The organism is Pseudoalteromonas sp. S554, assembly GCF_005930865.1.
Lineage (GTDB): Bacteria > Pseudomonadota > Gammaproteobacteria > Enterobacterales > Alteromonadaceae > Pseudoalteromonas > Pseudoalteromonas marina.
Window position 1 is genome coordinate 1 of the sequence record NZ_PNDV01000124.1, and the last position, 18739, is coordinate 18739.

Below are 18739 nucleotides of genomic sequence, written 5' to 3' on the forward strand. Positions count from 1 at the left end.
AACTCGGGGCGATTCAACCATTGTTTTTTATTTATTTTTAAAAAGGAGGTTAAGAGTCCCCGGCTTTAGAGAAGTGAGCTAGTGATTAAGTAAATAGATCCTAATTACTGTTTTATTGTCTTCTCATTTACTCCTCATTTTCTTCTCTTTGTGCAAATGGTTTTAGTTAATTTTTCACAAAGAGGTTAAGAGACGCTCCGCTTTAGAGAAGTGATCTAATGATTTAAGAAGTAGACCGGTAATACCCCCATTTTTAATGGGTTCTCATTTACTCCTCTTTTTCTTCTCTTTGTACAATTGATCTTTTACTAAAAGCTGCGCTTTTAACGTGAGCAAGCTCTACGTCTACAATAAAGGCAATGCCGGGCTTTATTTGTGTTCTAGGTCGAATTCGGTGGTGTGGCCGTCGCCGTGGATAAGTTGATAGCGGGATAAGTCGCCGTTATCTAACGTTATTAGGCTTATTGCGGAGTCGCTTACTAAATACTTTTGGCCTTCACCTAGGGTTTGGTGTTTGTCTACTTCCATGTGCCAGCGTTTGGTGAAGAAGTTAAGCGGGCTTTTGGGGCCGTATAAAATAGAGTCCAGTTTGTCTAGTACATTTATTAACTTCCGCGGGAATTCGTTTTTTATCCCGCTTGCGGTGAGCTGCCATATTCTGTTTGGATGATCGCCAAAGCGCTTTTGCACCGAAAAACAAAACGAGTAATGAACATCGCCCGATAAAATAAGGGTTTCGTTTGGGGTGTCGGTGCGTCTAAAGGTGTCGAGTAGTTTTTTAGCCGAGCCTTCGTGGGCCATCCAGTTTTCTACATCAACCATCAGTGGCTGGCCGCATATATTAAAAGCCGCTTGAATGGCTTCTATTGATTTAACACCAAATACCGGCGCGGGCGATACTATAATTACTTTATCGTGGCTTAGTAGGCTTTCTTCAAGTTCTGTAAGGCGCTCCCAATCGAGCAGGCCTGATGGCTCGTTAAAATTGCTTTCGTTACGCCAGCGGTGTGTGCGGGTATCGAGCACCACAACTTTAGGTGTTGTAGTTAACTCGTAATGCCAATGGTTAAATTCATTTAGGGGTTTATCAAACGCTTTAAATTGCCATTGGTTATTAGCGCTTAAGCTTTGTTTAAATGGCGGTATTAGCGCGCTTGTTTTTGTTAGCGCGTCGTTACCCATACCTTGAAACAACCAGTAACTTATTAGCCCATTATTGATTATGCGTTTACTGCTTGGGTTTTGGTTAATGGCTTGCTCCCACCCTGCGGTGAGGTTCCAATCGTCGGTTACGTCGTGATCGTCAAACATCATTAACGTAGACACATTAGCAAATAATTTTTCTACTTCATTTAGCCCTTTAGCATAGCCAAGTAACGCCGACTTTTCGGCATTAAAAATACGTTGATGCTCTGGGTTTTGGCCGGTGTATTGTGCGTTTTGTAAATCAACACATTGCCAGGCAGTGGCGCTTAAATTAAGTAAATAAAGCGCTATAAATTCTTCAAAGTGAATAAGGTGGTTAAATGCTTTTACGCTTGAAAAATGCGGCTCGTCTTTTTTTAGCCAGTAACCCACCCCCAGCTTTGAGCGCTTTTGCCACGGTGTTTTGGGTAAAAAATGGTGCCTGTTGTATAGCTGTTCGTCAATTTTGTTAGGCAGAGGCAACGCCATGGGTTGCTCTTTATAAATACCTAGTTTTTCAATAAGCTGATGAATAACCAATAACATAGGCCCTGCTACATCGTCGGCGTAAACTTGGTCGCCGCTTAACAGCAGTAATTGTGCGCCGGGTGTATTTTGGCTGCGTTGAGTATTTTGCCATTGGCTTGCGGTTACTAGGCTGTCTTTTGCGGGGTGATGCGCGTTTCGGCACGAGCCATGTAATATGCTATTTAGTTTATTGGGTATAGCAAATGCTGGAGTTGCTTGGTTGCTGTAAGCCCAAGCTGATAGATCAACCTCATTGCCATTTATTATTAATTGATACGCTAGTAAAGTGTCGAGCGCAAAAGGTGTACTTGCCGGTTTTACAACTACAAAGTGTAAATAAAGGCGTTCGCCTAGTGTAATGGTTTGCTGCTCGCTAACACTTTGCGTATTGAGTATATTAATTTGGCACTGTGCGGGGGTTGACGTTGCAAATACTATGCATACGCCTGTTTGCTCAGCGCGGCGCACCATTGGCCCCATAAGTAACATAGGAAGTTGCGCCGCGTGAGTCGTCATATTATTAGCCTTTAGCTGCTAATTTAAATAGCGAGTAAAAGTTATCGGTGGTGGCTTTAGCTAGCTCGTTAAAGCTAATGCCTTTTAACTCACTAATGTAATACGCTACATCTTGCACGTAAGCAGGCTGATTAGTTTGCCCACGGTGCGGTACGGGTGCTAAATACGGCGAATCTGTTTCTATTAGTAGTCGGTCGAGTGGGATTTTCTTTACCACGTCTTTAAGCTCTACTGCATTTTTAAACGTTACAATGCCAGAAATAGAAATATAAAAGCCCATATCTATGGCTTTTTTAGCCATGTCCCAGTCTTCTGTAAAACAATGCAATACGCCGCCACAGTTTTCGGCATTGTGCTCGCGCATTAGGTTAATGGTGTCGGCACGGGCGTCGCGTGTATGAATAATTAGCGGCTTTTGTAGTTCATTTGCCACCTCAATATGACCTACAAAACTTGCTTGCTGCACTGCATGCGTGTCTTTTGCGTAGTAGTAATCTAGGCCAGTTTCACCTATGGCTACTACTTTATTGTGTGACGCTAAATCAATTAATTGCTGTTTGTTAAGCGCGTCTTTTTGATCGAGCGGATGCACGCCACACGAGGCCGATACATCGTCGTAGTGCTTAATTTTATCAAGCATACTTGGGAACTGGTCAAGCGTTACGCTTACACATAAAAAGTGTTCAACCTGTTTGGCGCGTGCTTGGTCTAGCACTTGGTCTAGGTTTAAATCGAGTTTATCAAAATCAAGACGGTCTAAATGGCAATGCGAATCTACAATCAAAATTGGGCCTGTTTTTTACTACATGGTGTAAGTTGGATTACCGGAGTTTAACATAGTCCCCAGTAGTTTTTCGATCTTGGCGTTTAGGTTTGTTTTGTCGTCTAAAAAGCTAACACCAATCCCTGGCGGGTTTGAGCTTTGTGCGCCTTGTGGGGTGATCCACGCAACCTTGCCAGTGACTATGTCGTCTTCTAGTGCGTCGGGAAGGGTTACACGTAACGCCAGCGAGTGCCCTACCTCGTAACGCATGTTAGTACGCACAAATAAGCCGCCTTTTTTTAAGTAAGGCATGTAACAGCGATATAATTCGTCTAGGTCGTCTATATCTACTAATAGCTCTTGCATGGTTAATCCTTTTATTTATTACGTAAAATGTACGCTAATCGCGATACGGCGAGCGGTAAATTAAGGCCGAGAATTTTTGTATTATTTTGCAAAAATTCGCTGAGTGCTTGTTGCGCTTCTTGATACGCTTCAAAGCTCATACCTTGTAATAATTGCTGTTTTAATTGCTCGCTTAAAAATAAGGTAAATATACGAACCAGCTCCGGTTGTTTATTTATTATATCGACTAACGCTTTGAAATTATGGCTTTGTTTAAACTCAGTTGCAAACTTATAGAGGGTATCTATATTTTGTAACTGGTTTTGCTCTTGCCACTGTTTTACTTGTAATGGCTGGCTATAAAAAAGCGGTAGCCAAGGGTAATTTTGTATTTGTAACGACTCAAGCCATTGCTGCGCTAGTTGTGTACTTGTTACTTTTACGTCGGTTTTAGCGCATCGGCTTAAAATAGTGGCTGGCAATTGCGCAGGTTGGCTTGTGGTTAATATTAAAAACCGGCTATTGCTTGGCTCTTCTAGCGTTTTTAACAAGGCGTTAGCCGCTGCCATGGTCATTTTTTCGCAGTTTTCTATTACCACTACTTTGTTGCCATTTTGCGCCGCTGAGTGGTTCATAAAATCGCTAATGGCGCGTATGTCGTCTACGCCAATGCTTTGGCCGTCTACCTGGGTTATGCGCTTGTCGGGGTGCGTACCCGCAAGGTTAAGCGAGCAGCTTTTACATTGTCCACATGGCGCTAAAATACTGTTTGGTGCGGCTGTTTGCTGGGTAATATTTTGGCATAACAAGGCATTGGCTAATTCGTCACTTAAAGCAAACTTACCTACACCCACAGGCCCACAAAACAATTGGGCATGATGAAAACGCTGACCACGAAAGCTTTGTGCTAAGTGTTGCTGTGTTTCATATAGCCAAGGTAGAGACATGTTATTTTAGCTCTTCAAAAAAAGTACGTAATACGTTTGTGATATCGCGATGTACTTTATCAATTTCTTGATTGGCATCTACGGTTTTAATAGAGTTGTCGTCGCTTGCAAGCTCTAGGTAGCGCATGCGTGTACGCTGAAAAAACTCAATGGCTTCTTGCTCAATTCGGTCAAGTTCACCTCGCCCTTTAGCACGTTCAAGGCCAATTACTGGGTCTATGTCGAGGTAAATGGTTAAGTCGGGCTTTAGGCCTTTTAATACCATAGACGATAACGACGCTAGTGTATTTGAGCTAATGCCGCGCCCGCCGCCTTGATACGCCTGCGACGATAAGTCGTGACGGTCGGCTAATATCCATTTACCTTGCTCTAGTGCAGGGTTTATTACGTTATGCATTAGCTGCGAACGTGCGGCGTACATAATAAGCAGCTCGGTTTCGAAGGCTATTTCTTCTTCGTGTTCGGCTTTTACCAATGTGCGTAACGACTCGGCCAATGGCGTGCCGCCAGGTTCGCGTACGTTAATGTAATCTATTTGTTTTTTGTTTAAAAAGTCTTGGCAAAGTGAAATAGCGGTTGATTTACCCGCGCCTTCTAAGCCTTCTACTACTATAAATTTTGGTTTCATAAACACGTTAATTCTTTTTATTTAAAATATAGGTTTTTACTGCCGCGTTATGTTGTTTTAACGTGGTAGAAAATTGGTGGCTGCCATCGCCTTTTGCTACAAAGTAAACATAGTCGCTTTGTGGCGGGTTTACCGCAGCTAAAATAGCTTCTTTTGATGGCATAGCTATTGGCGTTGGCGGTAATCCATCAATACGGTAGGTATTGTATGGCGTATGATTGCGTAAATCTTTGTATTTAATATCGCCGTCAAAGTTTTCACCTAGGCCATATATTACGGTTGGATCGGTTTGTAGGCGCATTTTTGTGTTTAACCTATTGACAAAAACCGAGGCAATTAACGGGCGCTCGCTGGCTACTGCGGTTTCTTTTTCAATAATTGAGGCCATTATTAGTGCCTCGTACGCAGTGCTGTAAGGTAAATTGTTAGCGCGTTTTTGCCATGCATCGCTTAGTGTTTGTTGCATGGTTTGTGCGGCGCGTTTTAATACACTGCTTGCGGTATCGTTATGCTGGTAGTGGTAAGTATCTGGAAATAACCAGCCTTCTAACAATGTATCTTCATTTATAATTTGCTTACCTAACTCGTCTAACTTTAGATCGTTATTTAAATTAGGCGCATTTTCAATATTTGCTAATACATCGCGCAGCGCTTGGCCTTCAATAATGGTAAAGCTAAAGCTTATTTGTTGACCTTGGTTTATTTTTTTTATGTTGTTAATAACACTGGTATTTGAAAGCTCGTAAAGCCCGGCTTTTAAATCGGTTAGTGTGGGGTCGAGCTTTGCAATAACTTGGTAACGCCAACAGCTTTCAACCCAGTTTTTTGCTTGCCATTGCTGGCATAATTTATTAAAACCGGTGCCCTTTTTTACCTCAAATTGCGTGCTTTCGCCTATATTTAGCGGGCTTTGTAGGGTTGCCTGCAATTGCTGATAGCCAATAGCTGTGCTAATGATCGCTAAAAAAGCGACTGATAAAATAACTTTTAACACTAAGCCTCCTTGGCTAATAAATTAGTTAGCAATGCGTTGCTGTGGGCTACATTAAAGCACTGTTGCTCTATGCGATTAACAGGTACTGCATGCATTAAGCTGTTGCATACAAATACAGCATCGGCCTTGGTTAAATCGTTTACTGTAATGTGTTTAAACTCAACCGTTAATTTATCACATAACGCTTGCAGATAAACGCCCTTTATACCGCATTCATTGAGCTTTGGTGTAAATACTTTACCGTGTTTAATGGCAAATATATTAGCTGCTGAGGCTTCAATTACCTGGTTGTTGTAGTCAAGCACAAGTACGTCGTCGCAATTTTGTGTTTGCATGGCTTTTTTAATGAGTACTTGCTCTAACCTATTTAGAGTTTTTAGCCCCGCAAGTAAAGGCTGCGCCGCTAATTTAATAGGGCTTATTTCAAGGCTAACCCCCTGTTCTGCAAGTGCATTGTAGTTTGCAGGGTATTCAAGCACGCTTACTATAATTGTTAAATTACATTCGCTTGGTAAGTTATAACCACGCCCGCCTTCACCGCGTGTTACGAGTATTTTTAACACGCCCGTTTGCTTTTGTTTTACTTGATTGTGTATATGTTGCTCTAAAGGGCTAAAGTCGAGTTCAGGAAAGGCTAATCGCTCAGCACATTCAACTAAGCGGGCTTTGTGATGGTGCCAATATTCAACTTGCCCATTTACAATTTTTGCTGTTGTAAAAAAACCATCGCCATAGTTTAAGCCTCTGTCGGTTATGCTAACGGCGTTTGATTGGCTGGCATTTATGATTGTTTGCGTATTATTTATTATTTTTTGCATATAAAAAAAGCCCAGTTAAACAACTGAGCTCTTATAAAGTGGTTCGTTGTTAAAAGAGATTATACCTTTTTAAATAGCAACGAGCCATTAGTACCACCAAAGCCAAATGAGTTACACAGTGAGTAATCTAGTTTTGCATCGCGTGCTGTATGCGCAATGTAATCTAGGTCACAGCCTTCATCTGGGTTATCAAGGTTGATAGTAGGCGACACTTTTTGATCTTTTAGCGACAATATCGACACGATTGATTCAACCGAGCCCGCTGCACCCAGTAAGTGACCCATCATCGATTTAGACGAGCCAACCATTACATCTTTTGCTGCATTGCCAAAAATAGATTTAACTGCAGCAGTTTCGGCTTTATCGCCTGCGCTGGTCGATGTACCGTGTGCGTTTATATAACCTACTTGATCTGCATTTACTTGCGCATCTTTTAATGCGTTTTCCATTGCAAGAGCTGCACCGGCACCGTCTTCTGGAGGAGATGTCATGTGGAATGCATCGCCACTCATACCAAAACCAACTAGCTCGGCATAAATGTTTGCGCCACGTGCTTTTGCGTGTTCGTATTCTTCAACAACTACAACACCCGCACCGTCAGAAAGTACAAAACCGTCACGGTCTTTATCCCACGGGCGCGACGCTGCTTGTGGGTCGTCGTTACGTGTTGATAATGCGCGTGCTGCGTTAAAGCCACCCATACCTATAGGTGTACAGGCTTTTTCGGCCCCGCCAGCAACCATTGCGTCGGCATCGCCGTAGGCAATCATACGCGCTGCATGGCCAATGTTATGTAAACCTGTCGTACACGCAGTTACAATTGAAATGTTAGGGCCACGCAGTCCGTACATTATTGATAAATGACCCGAGATCATATTAATAATGGTAGAAGGCACATAAAATGGAGATAGCTTACGTGGGCCGCTGTTAAGTAACTTAACGTGGTTTTCTTCAATTAGCGTTAGGCCGCCAATACCAGAACCAACAGCAACACCAATGCGCGTTGCGTTTTCTTCTGTGATTTCTAGGCCTGAATCTTTAAAGGCTTGAACACCCGCTGCTAAACCATATTGGATAAATAAATCCATTTTTTTTGCATCTTTTGGTGGCATATAAGCCGATGCATCAAAGTCGTTGATTAAACCAGCGAACTTTGTTCCAAATTTTGATGTGTCAAAGTGTGTTATTGTTTGTATACCACTTTTAGCATCTAATAAGCCTTGCCAGGTTGATTGAACATCATTGCCTAGCGGCGTCAACATTCCTAAGCCAGTTACGACGACACGACGTTTAGCCACGGTTTGCCTCCAATAAGGGATATTTATAATTTTATTAAAATTTTAACCATTTTAATTTTTAAATGGTTTTTTAATCCAATTAGATTCACAAGGGGATCATCATACCCAAGCAACCTCAAAGTGCGAGTCTCAAACTTGTTTGACAACACATAACGCAAACAAAATTAATGTTAGTTAAATTTGGGGAGTTAAGGTTTGATTTTTGAATCATGAACTTTGAGGTGGTTTGGATACATAGATTAAAGGCAGCGAATGCTGCCTTTAATATACAATTGATTACTCAGCGTGAGCTGTTACGTAATCGATTGCGCTTTGAACTGTAGTGATCTTTTCAGCTTCTTCGTCTGGGATCTCAGTGTCAAACTCTTCTTCAAGAGCCATTACTAGTTCTACAGTATCAAGAGAATCTGCACCTAGGTCATCTACGAAAGAAGATTCGTTTTTAACTTCTTCCTCTTTAACACCTAGTTGTTCAATGATAATTTTTTTTACGCGTTCTTGGATATCGCTCATTCTTCTTTCCTTTATTAAAACGCCAATGCGTTATTTTCAGATTGCGGGGTAGTTTACGCCGCATAATTCTCTGATTCAATGATTTGACCGTAAATAATTGTCTGGTCAAACCTCTGAGTGTGTGTTTTCCCTGTTATCGCTTATTTTAATAGCAATTTCAAGTATGTTTAAAGCAAGTTCACAAATAATTCAATGTTTTTTAGTGAATTATGCCAACTTAATTTTACTCTTGTAATGGCTATATGGTTATTAAACCATATACATCGCGCCATTTACATGCAAAGTTTCGCCTGATACATACGCAGCAGCGTCAGATGCTAAATAACACACTGCAGCTGCAATTTCGTCAGGTTGACCTAAACGACCCGCAGGTACATTAGCTAAAGTAGCTGCTTTTTGGTCATCGGTTAGCTCGTTGGTCATATCTGTTTGGATAAAACCCGGTGCAATTACGTTCACTGTAATACCGCGTGAGGCAACTTCGCGTGCTAATGATTTAGAAAAACCAATAACACCCGCTTTAGCCGCAGCGTAGTTAGCTTGCCCTGCATTACCCATAGTGCCTACTACCGAACCAATATTAATGATACGGCCGTTCTTTTTCTTCATCATTGGGCGTAACACTGCCTTAGATAAACGGAAAATAGAGCTTAGGTTGGTGTCGATAATATCGTCCCACTCGGCTTCTTTCATTCGCATAAGTAAATTGTCGCGCGTGATACCTGCGTTATTTACTAGTACGTCAATATCGCCTAAGTCGGCTTTAATTGCAGCCAAAGTAGCCTCAATTGAAGCAGGATCGGTGACGTTTAATGCATAACCTTTACCGTTATCACCTAAATAGTCACTAATGTTAGCCGCACCCGACTCGCTTGTTGCTGTACCAGCGACTTTTGCTCCTTGTGCAACCAGCATAGTTGCAATTGCTTTACCAATACCACGGCTTGCGCCTGTAATTAGGACAACTTTGCCCTCTAAAGAAAATAAGTTAGACATTTTTTTACTCTTATTTAGCTGTATCAATTGAAGCGGCGTCGTTTACTGAGCCACATACCATTGCTTTATCAATTCGTTTTGCTAGGCCTGTTAATACTTTACCCGGACCAAATTCGTAGCTTTGCGTTACACCTTGCGCTACTAATGCTTGCACGGTTTCTGTCCAGCGTACTGGGCTGTATAATTGGCGTACAAGTGCATCTTTAATCGCGTTAGCTGAACTTTCTGCTTTTACATCTACATTATTGATTACATCACACTTAGGTGTATTAAATGTTAAAGCGGCTAAATCATTCGCCAGTTTTTCTGCTGCCGGCTTCATCAGTTCGCAGTGCGAAGGCACACTAACCGATAACGGTAATGCGCGTTTTGCGCCCGCTTCTTTACAGGCTACTGAGGCTCTATCTACTGCCGCTTTATGCCCGGCTATTACAACTTGACCCGGTGAATTGTAGTTAACTGGCGATACAACTTCGCCTTGCGCTGATGCTGCACACGCTGCTTTAATTTCGTCGTCGCCTAAACCAATAATAGCCGCCATCGATCCCACACCTGCTGGTACGGCTTCTTGCATGTACAAGCCACGGTTTTCTACTAATTTTACAGCTTCGCTTAAACTAATTACGTTACTGCATACCAGTGCTGAATATTCACCTAAGCTGTGTCCTGCCATGACAACATCGGCGTCTGAGTTTTTAGCTAACCAGTCGCGATAAATAGCAACGCTTGCGGTTAATAATGCAGGTTGAGTTCGGTGGGTTTCGTTTAGTTTTTCTTCTGGACCGTTAAGAACTAACGCTGCTAAGTCGTATCCCAATGCGGTTGATGCTTCTGCAAACGTTGATTTTACAATGTCGGAGGTTTCTAAAAGCGCTTGTAACATACCTACGCTTTGCGAACCTTGACCTGGGAATAGAAGTGCAATTTTTTGTGCCATACTTTGCTCTTTTTAATTAAACAAATAAATAATGAAATACACGGCACATCAATTTACTGATTGGCCACCGTGTCTTTAGAATGTGTTTTTTCGAAAATAGCGGCTATTTTAGTGGGAAGTTGGCGTTCAACTTCTTTTACCGCTTCATCGATTGCTGCTTGAAATGCCTTAGCTGAGGCGTTTCCATGGCTTTTAACGACAATACCGCGCAATCCTACCAGAGAAGCACCGTTATACTGGTCGGGGTTCACCCTTTTATAGAGTTTTTTTATGATTGGGCTAAGAATAAACGCCATACATTTATATATAAGGTGTTTTTCGAGGGCTTTTGAGAACTTATTCATGATAAGTTTGGCTATGCCTTCACAGGTTTTAAGGGCAACGTTACCAACAAACCCTTCACATACAATAACGTCGGCCTTACCTGTAAAAATATCGCTACCTTCACTGTAACCAATATAATTTATATGTGGGCTTTGCTGCATTAATTGCGCAGCGTGTTTTATGTCGTCGTGGCCTTTAATGTCTTCTGCGCCAATGTTTAACAAACTTACGCGCGGGTTATCACATCCAAGTGCTTGGCCTGCAACCACGGAGCCCATTAGGCCAAATTGGTAGAGTATTTCGCTATCGCAATGTACGTTTGCGCCTAGGTCGAGTAAATACACTGGATTTTTACGCTCTGTTGGTACAGATGAAATAAGTGCGGGACGTTTTACACCAGGCAACATTTTTAATACGTAATGCGCCATAAAAAATAATGCGCCAGTATTACCTGAACTTACACAGGCTTGAGCCTCGCCTGATTTAACTAAATCAAGGGCAATGCGCATTGAAGAATCTTTTTTTGAACGAACAGCAATAGCAGGTTCACAGGCATTAGTGACTATTTCACTGCAATGACGAATTATGAGTCTTGGGTGAGATAAAGAATCGAGGGATTCGAGTTCTTTAGATATAACTTGCTCGTTACCACACAGTATAAGTGTAAGGTTGGCGTGAGCGTTTACTGCACTAACAGCAGCAGGAATAGATGAACGGGGGCCGTAATCGCCCCCCATCATATCTAACGCTATGGTTAGATTATTCAGCATCAAAGCAATCTCTTAGTTAGAAATTACTTGAACGCCTTTGTAGTAACCGTCAGCAGTTACATGGTGACGACGATGAGTCTCACCTGAAGTTTGGTCAACTGTTAAAGTTGGACCGTTGATCGCATCGTGTGAACGGCGCATGCCGCGTCTTGCACGAGACTTTTTGCTTTTTTGTACAGCCATTAGTCTTCTCCTAAGAATCTTTCTTAAGTTGTTTCAAAATATCAAATGGATTTGGTTTATCATCTTCCGCTTTTAATACACCAAAGCTGGCAGGCTTTGACGAGTAATTGCACGAAGCTTCGTTGTGTGTAGGCACTAATGGCACCGCTAAAATTAGTTCGTCTTCGATTAACTCAAACACGTTAATTTCACCGTTTTCATCAAGCGCTACTTCATCGTAGTCTTCTGGAAGATCATCCGACTCAGCATCCAAACCAATTGGCGAATACATAAAGTCTTGATCCAAATCCAACCCTAAATCATCATTACAACGTTGACAAGTTACAGTAACGTGTGTGGACAAATTGCCGCTAATCACAACTAAACCTTGCTCATCGTTTTTGCACTGAATTTTTACCGCTATTTCACCTACTTCTTCCTGTACAACACCTCGTAAACGAGTCAGTTTTTCAAGCGGTACAATACCATCGTATGATAAACGGTGTTGCGCTGCTTTCCCAGGATGAAGAGTGAAGGGAATTTTTACCTTTTGCATAGGGGCTGCATCATATAGATAGTTAGTTTGTTAGTCAAAGTAAAAAACCATTTTTACTAGGTTTTTCACGTGTTTTACTCACGGATCTGATTTATCCTAACTCAATCTGATTTATCTTAGGAAAACCATTCATGAAGCACTCGCTTATTTTAGCCTCAAGCTCGCCTTTTAGGCAGTCTTTATTACAAAAATTTAATTTACCGTTTGAAACCTTTTCGCCCGATGTTGACGAATCAGCCCTTGAAAACGAAACACCCAATGAGTTAGTTAAGCGTTTAAGTGAACTTAAAGCTGCTGAAGCTATTAAACATTTTAACGAAGGTTTAGTTATTGGCTCTGATCAAGTGGCTGTGTTTAATGACCAAATTTTAGGTAAGCCGCACACTAAAGAAAACGCCGTAAAGCAATTAAGCTTATTTAGTGGACAAACCGTAACTTTTTTAACGGGATTATGTGTTTTTGATATTCAAAGTGGGCAAAGCAAAAGTGTTGTTGAGCCATTTAATGTGACCTTTAAAACACTAACAACAGCACAAATTAGCGCATACTGCGATGCAGAACAGCCTTATAACTGTGCGGGTAGCTTTAAAAGTGAAGGACTCGGCATTTGTTTATTTGAAAAACTAAGCGGTGACGATCCTAATAGTTTAATTGGTTTACCACTCATTAAACTCAGCCAATTATTAGCTGAGTTTAATGTTGATGTATTGAGCCTACAAACTAAATACATTAATAAAAACAGTAAATAATTATTTAAAGTAACGTTGAAAAATTACCAACTCATACTTTACCGACCTTATTGTTGATGATAAGTTGATTTGAGTGAAAATTAAACAAAATGGAACAAAATAATGAAATGGATATTTATACTTTTTTCACTCACTTTTAGTAGCTTTAGCCTCGCTGCAACAGTAGACGTTTATGCTTGCGACTCTTGCGATTATGATAAAGCGGTTGTAATTGCTAAAAAACATCCCAAACTTCCTAATTGTCGTTGGGAACCTGTAAATGGAGAACAAATTGAATTCGGCAGTTCTTTCTTCATTTGTGATACCTCATCAACCGATTTAATAATTGCAAACGCAAGAACTAAAAACGCTTTTAAATTTAATGTAAAAACCACAAATATTTCATCTACAACACCTGATTACGGCTACAGATCAACAGTCAAAGACTTATCGCTGTCTTCTGCAGAAAGTGATTTATTACATGAGTTTTATACTATAGACCAAGATTTTAAAAATGCAGTCTCAAGTGTGGGCACCACAACTTTTAACTCAACTCAACTATTTGCTCAATTAAATTTTAGTTCCAATGATAATAGCTGTACAAGCCATCCTACTGGTTACTTTGACAATCTTCGTACCAAAAATGAGATACATGATTGGTTAACTTCAAAAATAACAGAAAAATTAGCTGGGGCGGCTTGGTTTGACTTTTTTGAGGATGCTGATTTTACAGGCGGGGGGCTGACTCTAAGCAAAGGCGGTTTAGGATTCCAAATCAGTTTACAGCATAATGAAATTGGTAATTTTGTAACTAAAGTTTATGAAGACACTAACAACATGCTAAATTTTGAAGTCAAGTATCATGGTGAAATTGACTTAAATGGAGACCGTAAATTAGCGTTAAGTTATAAATTAAATCGTGGTGTATCAACGATTGATGGAATAAGGATGAATATGTTGTTCGCGCCAACTGTTGATTTATCAGGTACGTTAATTTCTAATTGTTTACGTGACTTCATAGAAAGAAACAGTGAAGGAGTAGAAATAATAACCCCTGGAGGTGGTACTGTCGGAGACCCCGGTGATTCATCAGGTGCTGGTATGTGTCTTAAAAAAGTAAAAACAACCGTTTGTTCAACAGATCACAATGGGGTTTCATGTACTAGGAGTATTATTAACATACCTTGCTAAAATGTGTTTTTATTTTGTGTATTGAGCATTATTTTTTAAAATTTAATGGAATGAGTCAAACGCGTAGATTTTTATTATATTAAAATTTACGCGTTTAAATTTTTACTTTTAAACGCCTATTATCGTCACTCTTTCTGTGCTCTAAGTTTTATTAAACAGCTTGATAGCGCTTTATCAAGGGGTGCCTCAACGCGCATGGTGGTTTCGTTTTTAGGGTGATAAAAACTTAAATCGTGGGCGTGTAAAAATAAGCGATTTAAACCTACTTTGCGCATTCCTGCGTCAAACGCTTGGTCACCATATTTATCGTCGCATGCAATTGGATGCCCTTTGCATTGGGTGTGTACACGAATTTGGTGTGTTCGCCCTGTTACTGGCGACGCTTGTACAAGTGAACATTCGTTAAAACGCTCTAGTACTTTAAAACGAGTATGCGACGGTTTGCCTTCAACGTTGTCAACACGTACAACGCGCTCGCCCGATTTGAGTGTATTTTTGCGCAGGCCTTCGGTTACATTTTTAGTTTTACCATCCCACTGCCCGTCAACTAATGCCCAGTAGTTTTTTTCCATGGTTTTTTCACGAAGTTGCTCGTGCAACGATGTTAAAACAGATCGACGTTTTGAAATAAGTAAACACCCCGATGTATCGCGGTCAAGCCTGTGCACTAGCTCAAGGTTACGCTCTTCAGGGCGAAGTACGCGTAGCGCTTCTATTAAGCCATAACTTAAACCACTGCCGCCATGAACTGCCATGCCCGACGGTTTATTTATAACAATAAGGTATTTGTCTTCAAATAAAATATCGTCTTCAAGGCGCGTTACTTTATCTAGTTTTGAAGGTACAAACTCTTCGCGCTCAGCCACTTTTATAGGTGGGATACGAATAACGTCGTCTAACTGTAATTTATACACTGGCTTAATGCGTTTTTTATTTACACGCACCTCGCCTTTTCTAAGAATTTTGTAGATTGCGCTTTTAGGCACCCCTTTTAAATGGGTAATAAGAAAGTTATCAATTCGCTGACCTAAATGGTCTTCGTTGATCGTGACAAAAGATACTTGTAAGCCGGTTTTTTCTGACATTGCCTAATCACTGATTTAAGTAAAATAATTTAGTTGCTAACACTGTTATAATAGTGGGATAATCAGCAGCGCAAATATTTAGTATTTGCAAATAACAACGGTGCTTTTTAACTTAACACATTAAAACATTCGTGATGCACATTCTGGGTAGCCGATCATACAGATCCGAGTTAAGTTTTCCAAAGCTTTTATACATACCTAGTAAACACGTGCGGTCAACTAACAGCAATGCGCGTAATATATTGCAGGTTAAGTTTGAACATGAAGTGGTTTTTAATGCGATTGATAAAGCAATGAACAGATAATTTGTCTGATAGTGACGGTGTAAAAAACGCCGTTCAGCAACTGCTCAATTATTGTAGTACCGTAAAGCAGCTTATTTAGAACTAAAAAAGTCTAATAAATAAGTATTCATTAACATCGGCAGCGAATTTTGCTCTTAAACCAGGATTTAGCGATACATCACACTGTATTGCTCACCCACTTAATGAGCCCTACGCGCCTAATATGAATGACATTTAATAAGATTGATATGACAGGCCGACTTCTGGGTAAAACTTGTAGACGTAGCTGAAAAGCCGACAGTTTTAACACCATTAAGAATTTAATAGCGTTTAGTACGCTATTGTTTGCCAGCATTTAAAAAATACTGCTTACGAAAATACAGAGCCGTTCCGTTAAAGACCCAGTCGTGAGGCTGCACATTCTAAAAATAGGAACAACTGAACAGGCGAGAAAACATCGTCATGTCAGCGACATAATTTAATAGAGTAACAATATGAAACGTATGCTAATCAATGCAACGCAGCAAGAAGAAATGCGCGTAGCACTGGTTGATGGCCAGCGCCTATATGATTTAGATATAGAAAGCCCAGGTCATGAACAGAAAAAAGCCAATATTTATAAAGGCAAAATCACACGCATTGAACCATCTTTAGAAGCAGCATTTGTTGATTACGGTGCTGATCGTCATGGTTTCCTTCCTTTAAAAGAAATTGCCCGCACTTACTTCCCTGCTGGTTACACCTTTAATGGTCGTCCGAATATTCGTGACGTGATCAAAGAAGGCCAAGAAGTAATAATTCAGGTTGATAAAGAAGAACGTGGCCAAAAAGGCGCAGCGTTAACAACTTTTATTAGTGTTGCTGGTAGTTACTTGGTACTTATGCCTAATAACCCTCGTGCTGGCGGTATTTCTCGCCGTATTGAAGGTGATGAGCGTACCGAACTTAAAGAAGCACTCAGCCGTTTAGAACTACCTAAAGGTATGGGCTTAATTGTGCGTACTGCGGGTGTTGGTAAATCGTTTGAAGAATTAAATTACGATTTAAAAGCGTTATTAGTTCACTGGGAAGCTATTAGACAAGCTGCCGACAGTGCTAAAGCGCCGTTTTTAATCCACCAAGAAAGCAACGTAATTTTCCGTGCGATTCGTGATTACTTACGTCGTGATATTGGCGAAATTTTAATTGATAAACCACGTGTTTTTGAAGAAGCTAAAGCGCACATTGAGCGTTTTCGTCCTGACTTTATGAGCCGCGTTAAGCTTTACCAAGGCGACACACCGTTATTTACACATTACCAAATTGAAAGCCAAATTGAGTCTGCGTTCCAACGTGAAGTGCGTTTACCATCAGGCGGTTCAATTGTTATTGACCCTACTGAAGCACTTACGTCTATCGATATCAACTCGTCTAAAGCAACAAAAGGCGGCGATATTGAAGAAACAGCACTTAATACTAACCTTGAAGCAGCTGACGAAATTGCACGCCAATTACGTTTACGCGACTTAGGTGGTTTGATTGTTATAGATTTCATCGATATGACACCGCCACGTCACCAGCGTGAAGTAGAAAACCGCTTAAAAGACGCTGCGCGCCCAGATCGTGCTCGTGTACAAATTGGTAAAATTTCTCGCTTTGGTTTACTTGAAATGTCGCGTCAGCGCCTACGCCCTTCATTAGGTGAAGCAAGCCAAGGTGTGTGTCCTCGTTGTAGTGGCCAAGGTACGGTTCGTTCTAACGAGTCTATTGCTCTGTCTATCCTTCGTTTAATTGAAGAAGAAGCAATTAAAGACAACACTTCTCAAGTAAATGCACAAGTACCTGTTGCTGTTGCCGCCTACTTGTTAAACGAACAACGCCGTAGTGTTCACCGTATTGAAAAGCATCACAAGTGTGATGTAGTGATTATTCCTAATCAACACATGGAAACACCACACTACGAAGTAATGCGCTTACGTAAAGACGAAACACTTGAAACAGTAAGTTACGAGCAAGTTGTTGCGCCTGAACCAGAAGCGTTTGAAATGTCAAAATCGCCTGCAGCACCTGTTCGTGAAGAGCCTATGCTAAAAGGTGTTGTTATGCCTTCAAGCCCTGCTCCACAAGCAGCGCCTGCTCCAGCAGCTAAACCTGCAGCGGTAGCCGCTAAAGAAGAAGCGGGATTATTTACTGCAATTGCTAACTGGTTTAAATCTATTTTTGCTAGCGAAACACCTGAGCAGAAAAAAGAAGCCGTTGAAAAGCAGCAAGAAGAAGCACGTAATAATAAACGTCGTGGAAACGATAATCGTCGTCGTAATAACAATCAACGTCGTCGCAATAACCCACGCTCTAAACAGCGCACAGAACGCAATACTGATGAAGTAGAAACAAAAACTAATTCACCGGTAGCAAACGAGAACCAAGAAAAGAACGAAAACCGCAACAAGCGTCGTCGTAATTCTAACTCTCGTAAGCGCCCTGAGCACAAAGCAGATAAAGATCAAGCTAAAGCAGCAGATGCGCCTGCAAAAGCAAATGCTGATACGAATGCTGAAGAAGCACCTAAAGAGCATAAGCCTAAGGTTCGTCGTCAACGTCGTAACGTTCGTAAGAAAGTACGTATTCAAGACGAAAACGCTGAGCAACTACAAGCAACTGAACAAACTCCGGTTGAAACAGCTGCAGTAGAAGAAAAGCCGCAGGTTCAAGCAAAGCCTGAAGCTCAAGAAAAGCCAGTAGCCGCTGAAAAGCCTGCACCTGTAAAAGAAGAAAAAGTAGAGACTGTTGAGTCGAAAGATGAAACTGTAGCAACTGAAGAAGAGCAAACGCGTACACGTTCGCGTCGTTCTCCTCGCCATCTTCGAGCATCAGGTCAGCGTCGTCGCCGCCCTGAAGGTGAAAGTGCTGAAACTAAATCTGATGAAGCGCCTGCTTTTGTTCCGGTTGCTGACCAAGCTGCTGCAGAGTACGAAGCAGAACTTAAGGCTAAATCTGAAGAAACGGCTGTTGACGCTTCTGAACAGGTTGAACAAGCCGTTGCTGTTGAAGATTTAGCTAAAGTTGAAGTTGCTCAAGAGCAAGTAAAAGCTGAAGAGCCAGTGCAAACTGAAGAGCCAGTGAAAGCTGAAGAACCAGTGCAAGCTGAAGAACCAGTTAAAGCTGAAGAACCAGTTAAAGCTGAAGAACCAG

At 41.2% G+C, this 18739-nt stretch carries 18 protein-coding genes; 3 read left to right on the forward strand and 15 right to left on the reverse strand.

The window, feature by feature from the left end; translation table 11 throughout:
* Positions 1-369 precede the first annotated feature (369 nt).
* The 14 genes from CWB65_RS18915 to yceD all read right to left on the reverse strand — a co-directional run bounded on the left by CWB65_RS18915 (position 370) and on the right by yceD (position 12280).
* Entirely contained in the window at positions 370-2229 is a 1860-nt protein-coding gene (locus CWB65_RS18915) for an alkaline phosphatase D family protein (RefSeq protein WP_138741236.1), read from the reverse strand.
* A 4-nt stretch (positions 2230-2233) separates the two neighbouring features.
* Positions 2234-3013 carry a TatD family hydrolase gene (locus tag CWB65_RS18920; protein WP_138741237.1) on the reverse strand — a complete coding sequence of 260 codons (780 nt, stop codon included), beginning with the start codon at positions 3011-3013 and terminating at the stop codon, positions 2234-2236.
* Between the two features lie 18 nt (positions 3014-3031).
* Positions 3032-3358, reverse strand: a complete 327-nt coding sequence (locus tag CWB65_RS18925; protein WP_138741238.1) for a PilZ domain-containing protein — start codon at positions 3356-3358, stop codon at positions 3032-3034.
* Positions 3359-3369: 11 nt separating this feature from the next.
* Positions 3370-4284 (reverse strand): DNA polymerase III subunit, encoded by a 915-nt coding sequence (locus CWB65_RS18930; RefSeq protein ID WP_138741239.1) that lies wholly within the window; start codon positions 4282-4284, stop codon positions 3370-3372.
* 1 nt (position 4285) lies between these two features.
* Complete coding sequence (tmk, locus tag CWB65_RS18935) at positions 4286-4912, reverse strand: dTMP kinase (protein WP_010557316.1); 627 nt, start codon at positions 4910-4912, stop codon at positions 4286-4288.
* Between the two features lie 7 nt (positions 4913-4919).
* Positions 4920-5906 carry an endolytic transglycosylase MltG gene (gene mltG / locus CWB65_RS18940; RefSeq protein ID WP_138741240.1) on the reverse strand — a complete coding sequence of 329 codons (987 nt, stop codon included), beginning with the start codon at positions 5904-5906 and terminating at the stop codon, positions 4920-4922.
* On the reverse strand, positions 5906-6724 hold the full coding sequence (gene pabC / locus CWB65_RS18945; protein ID WP_138741241.1) for an aminodeoxychorismate lyase: 819 nt from the start codon (positions 6722-6724) through the stop codon (positions 5906-5908). Before pabC ends, mltG begins: the two co-directional genes overlap by 1 nt.
* Positions 6725-6783: 59 nt before the next feature.
* Positions 6784-8022, reverse strand: a complete 1239-nt coding sequence (gene fabF / locus CWB65_RS18950; RefSeq protein ID WP_138741242.1) for a beta-ketoacyl-ACP synthase II — start codon at positions 8020-8022, stop codon at positions 6784-6786.
* A 276-nt stretch (positions 8023-8298) separates the two neighbouring features.
* Positions 8299-8535 (reverse strand): acyl carrier protein, encoded by a 237-nt coding sequence (gene acpP, locus CWB65_RS18955; protein ID WP_006792304.1) that lies wholly within the window; start codon positions 8533-8535, stop codon positions 8299-8301.
* Positions 8536-8784: 249 nt separating this feature from the next.
* A complete protein-coding gene (fabG, locus tag CWB65_RS18960) occupies positions 8785-9531 on the reverse strand; it encodes a 3-oxoacyl-ACP reductase FabG (protein WP_006792305.1) in 747 nt (248 codons plus the stop codon).
* Positions 9532-9541: 10 nt separating this feature from the next.
* Entirely contained in the window at positions 9542-10468 is a 927-nt protein-coding gene (gene fabD, locus CWB65_RS18965; protein ID WP_008126332.1) for an ACP S-malonyltransferase, read from the reverse strand.
* A 53-nt stretch (positions 10469-10521) separates the two neighbouring features.
* Positions 10522-11562 carry a phosphate acyltransferase PlsX gene (gene plsX, locus CWB65_RS18970; RefSeq protein ID WP_138741243.1) on the reverse strand — a complete coding sequence of 347 codons (1041 nt, stop codon included), beginning with the start codon at positions 11560-11562 and terminating at the stop codon, positions 10522-10524.
* 12 nt (positions 11563-11574) lie between these two features.
* Entirely contained in the window at positions 11575-11745 is a 171-nt protein-coding gene (gene rpmF, locus CWB65_RS18975; RefSeq protein WP_004587686.1) for a 50S ribosomal protein L32, read from the reverse strand.
* Positions 11746-11755: 10 nt separating this feature from the next.
* Positions 11756-12280: a 23S rRNA accumulation protein YceD gene (gene yceD, locus CWB65_RS18980; protein WP_008126337.1), complete on the reverse strand. Its 525-nt coding sequence runs from the start codon at positions 12278-12280 to the stop codon at positions 11756-11758.
* A 131-nt stretch (positions 12281-12411) separates the two neighbouring features.
* On the opposite strand from yceD, the gene CWB65_RS18985 reads away from it, so the two are divergent.
* Both CWB65_RS18985 and CWB65_RS18990 read left to right on the forward strand, forming a co-directional pair.
* On the forward strand, positions 12412-13029 hold the full coding sequence (locus CWB65_RS18985) for a Maf family protein (RefSeq protein WP_008126339.1): 618 nt from the start codon (positions 12412-12414) through the stop codon (positions 13027-13029).
* A gap of 102 nt (positions 13030-13131) precedes the next feature.
* Positions 13132-14199, forward strand: a complete 1068-nt coding sequence (locus CWB65_RS18990) for a hypothetical protein (protein WP_008126341.1) — start codon at positions 13132-13134, stop codon at positions 14197-14199.
* A gap of 125 nt (positions 14200-14324) precedes the next feature.
* Here CWB65_RS18990 and rluC read toward each other — a convergent pair whose 3' ends face one another.
* Entirely contained in the window at positions 14325-15284 is a 960-nt protein-coding gene (gene rluC, locus CWB65_RS18995; RefSeq protein ID WP_008126342.1) for a 23S rRNA pseudouridine(955/2504/2580) synthase RluC, read from the reverse strand.
* Between the two features lie 778 nt (positions 15285-16062).
* Here rluC and rne point away from each other — a divergent pair.
* On the forward strand, positions 16063-18739 hold a 2677-nt coding region (rne, locus tag CWB65_RS19000; protein ID WP_138741244.1), incomplete at its 3' end, for a ribonuclease E.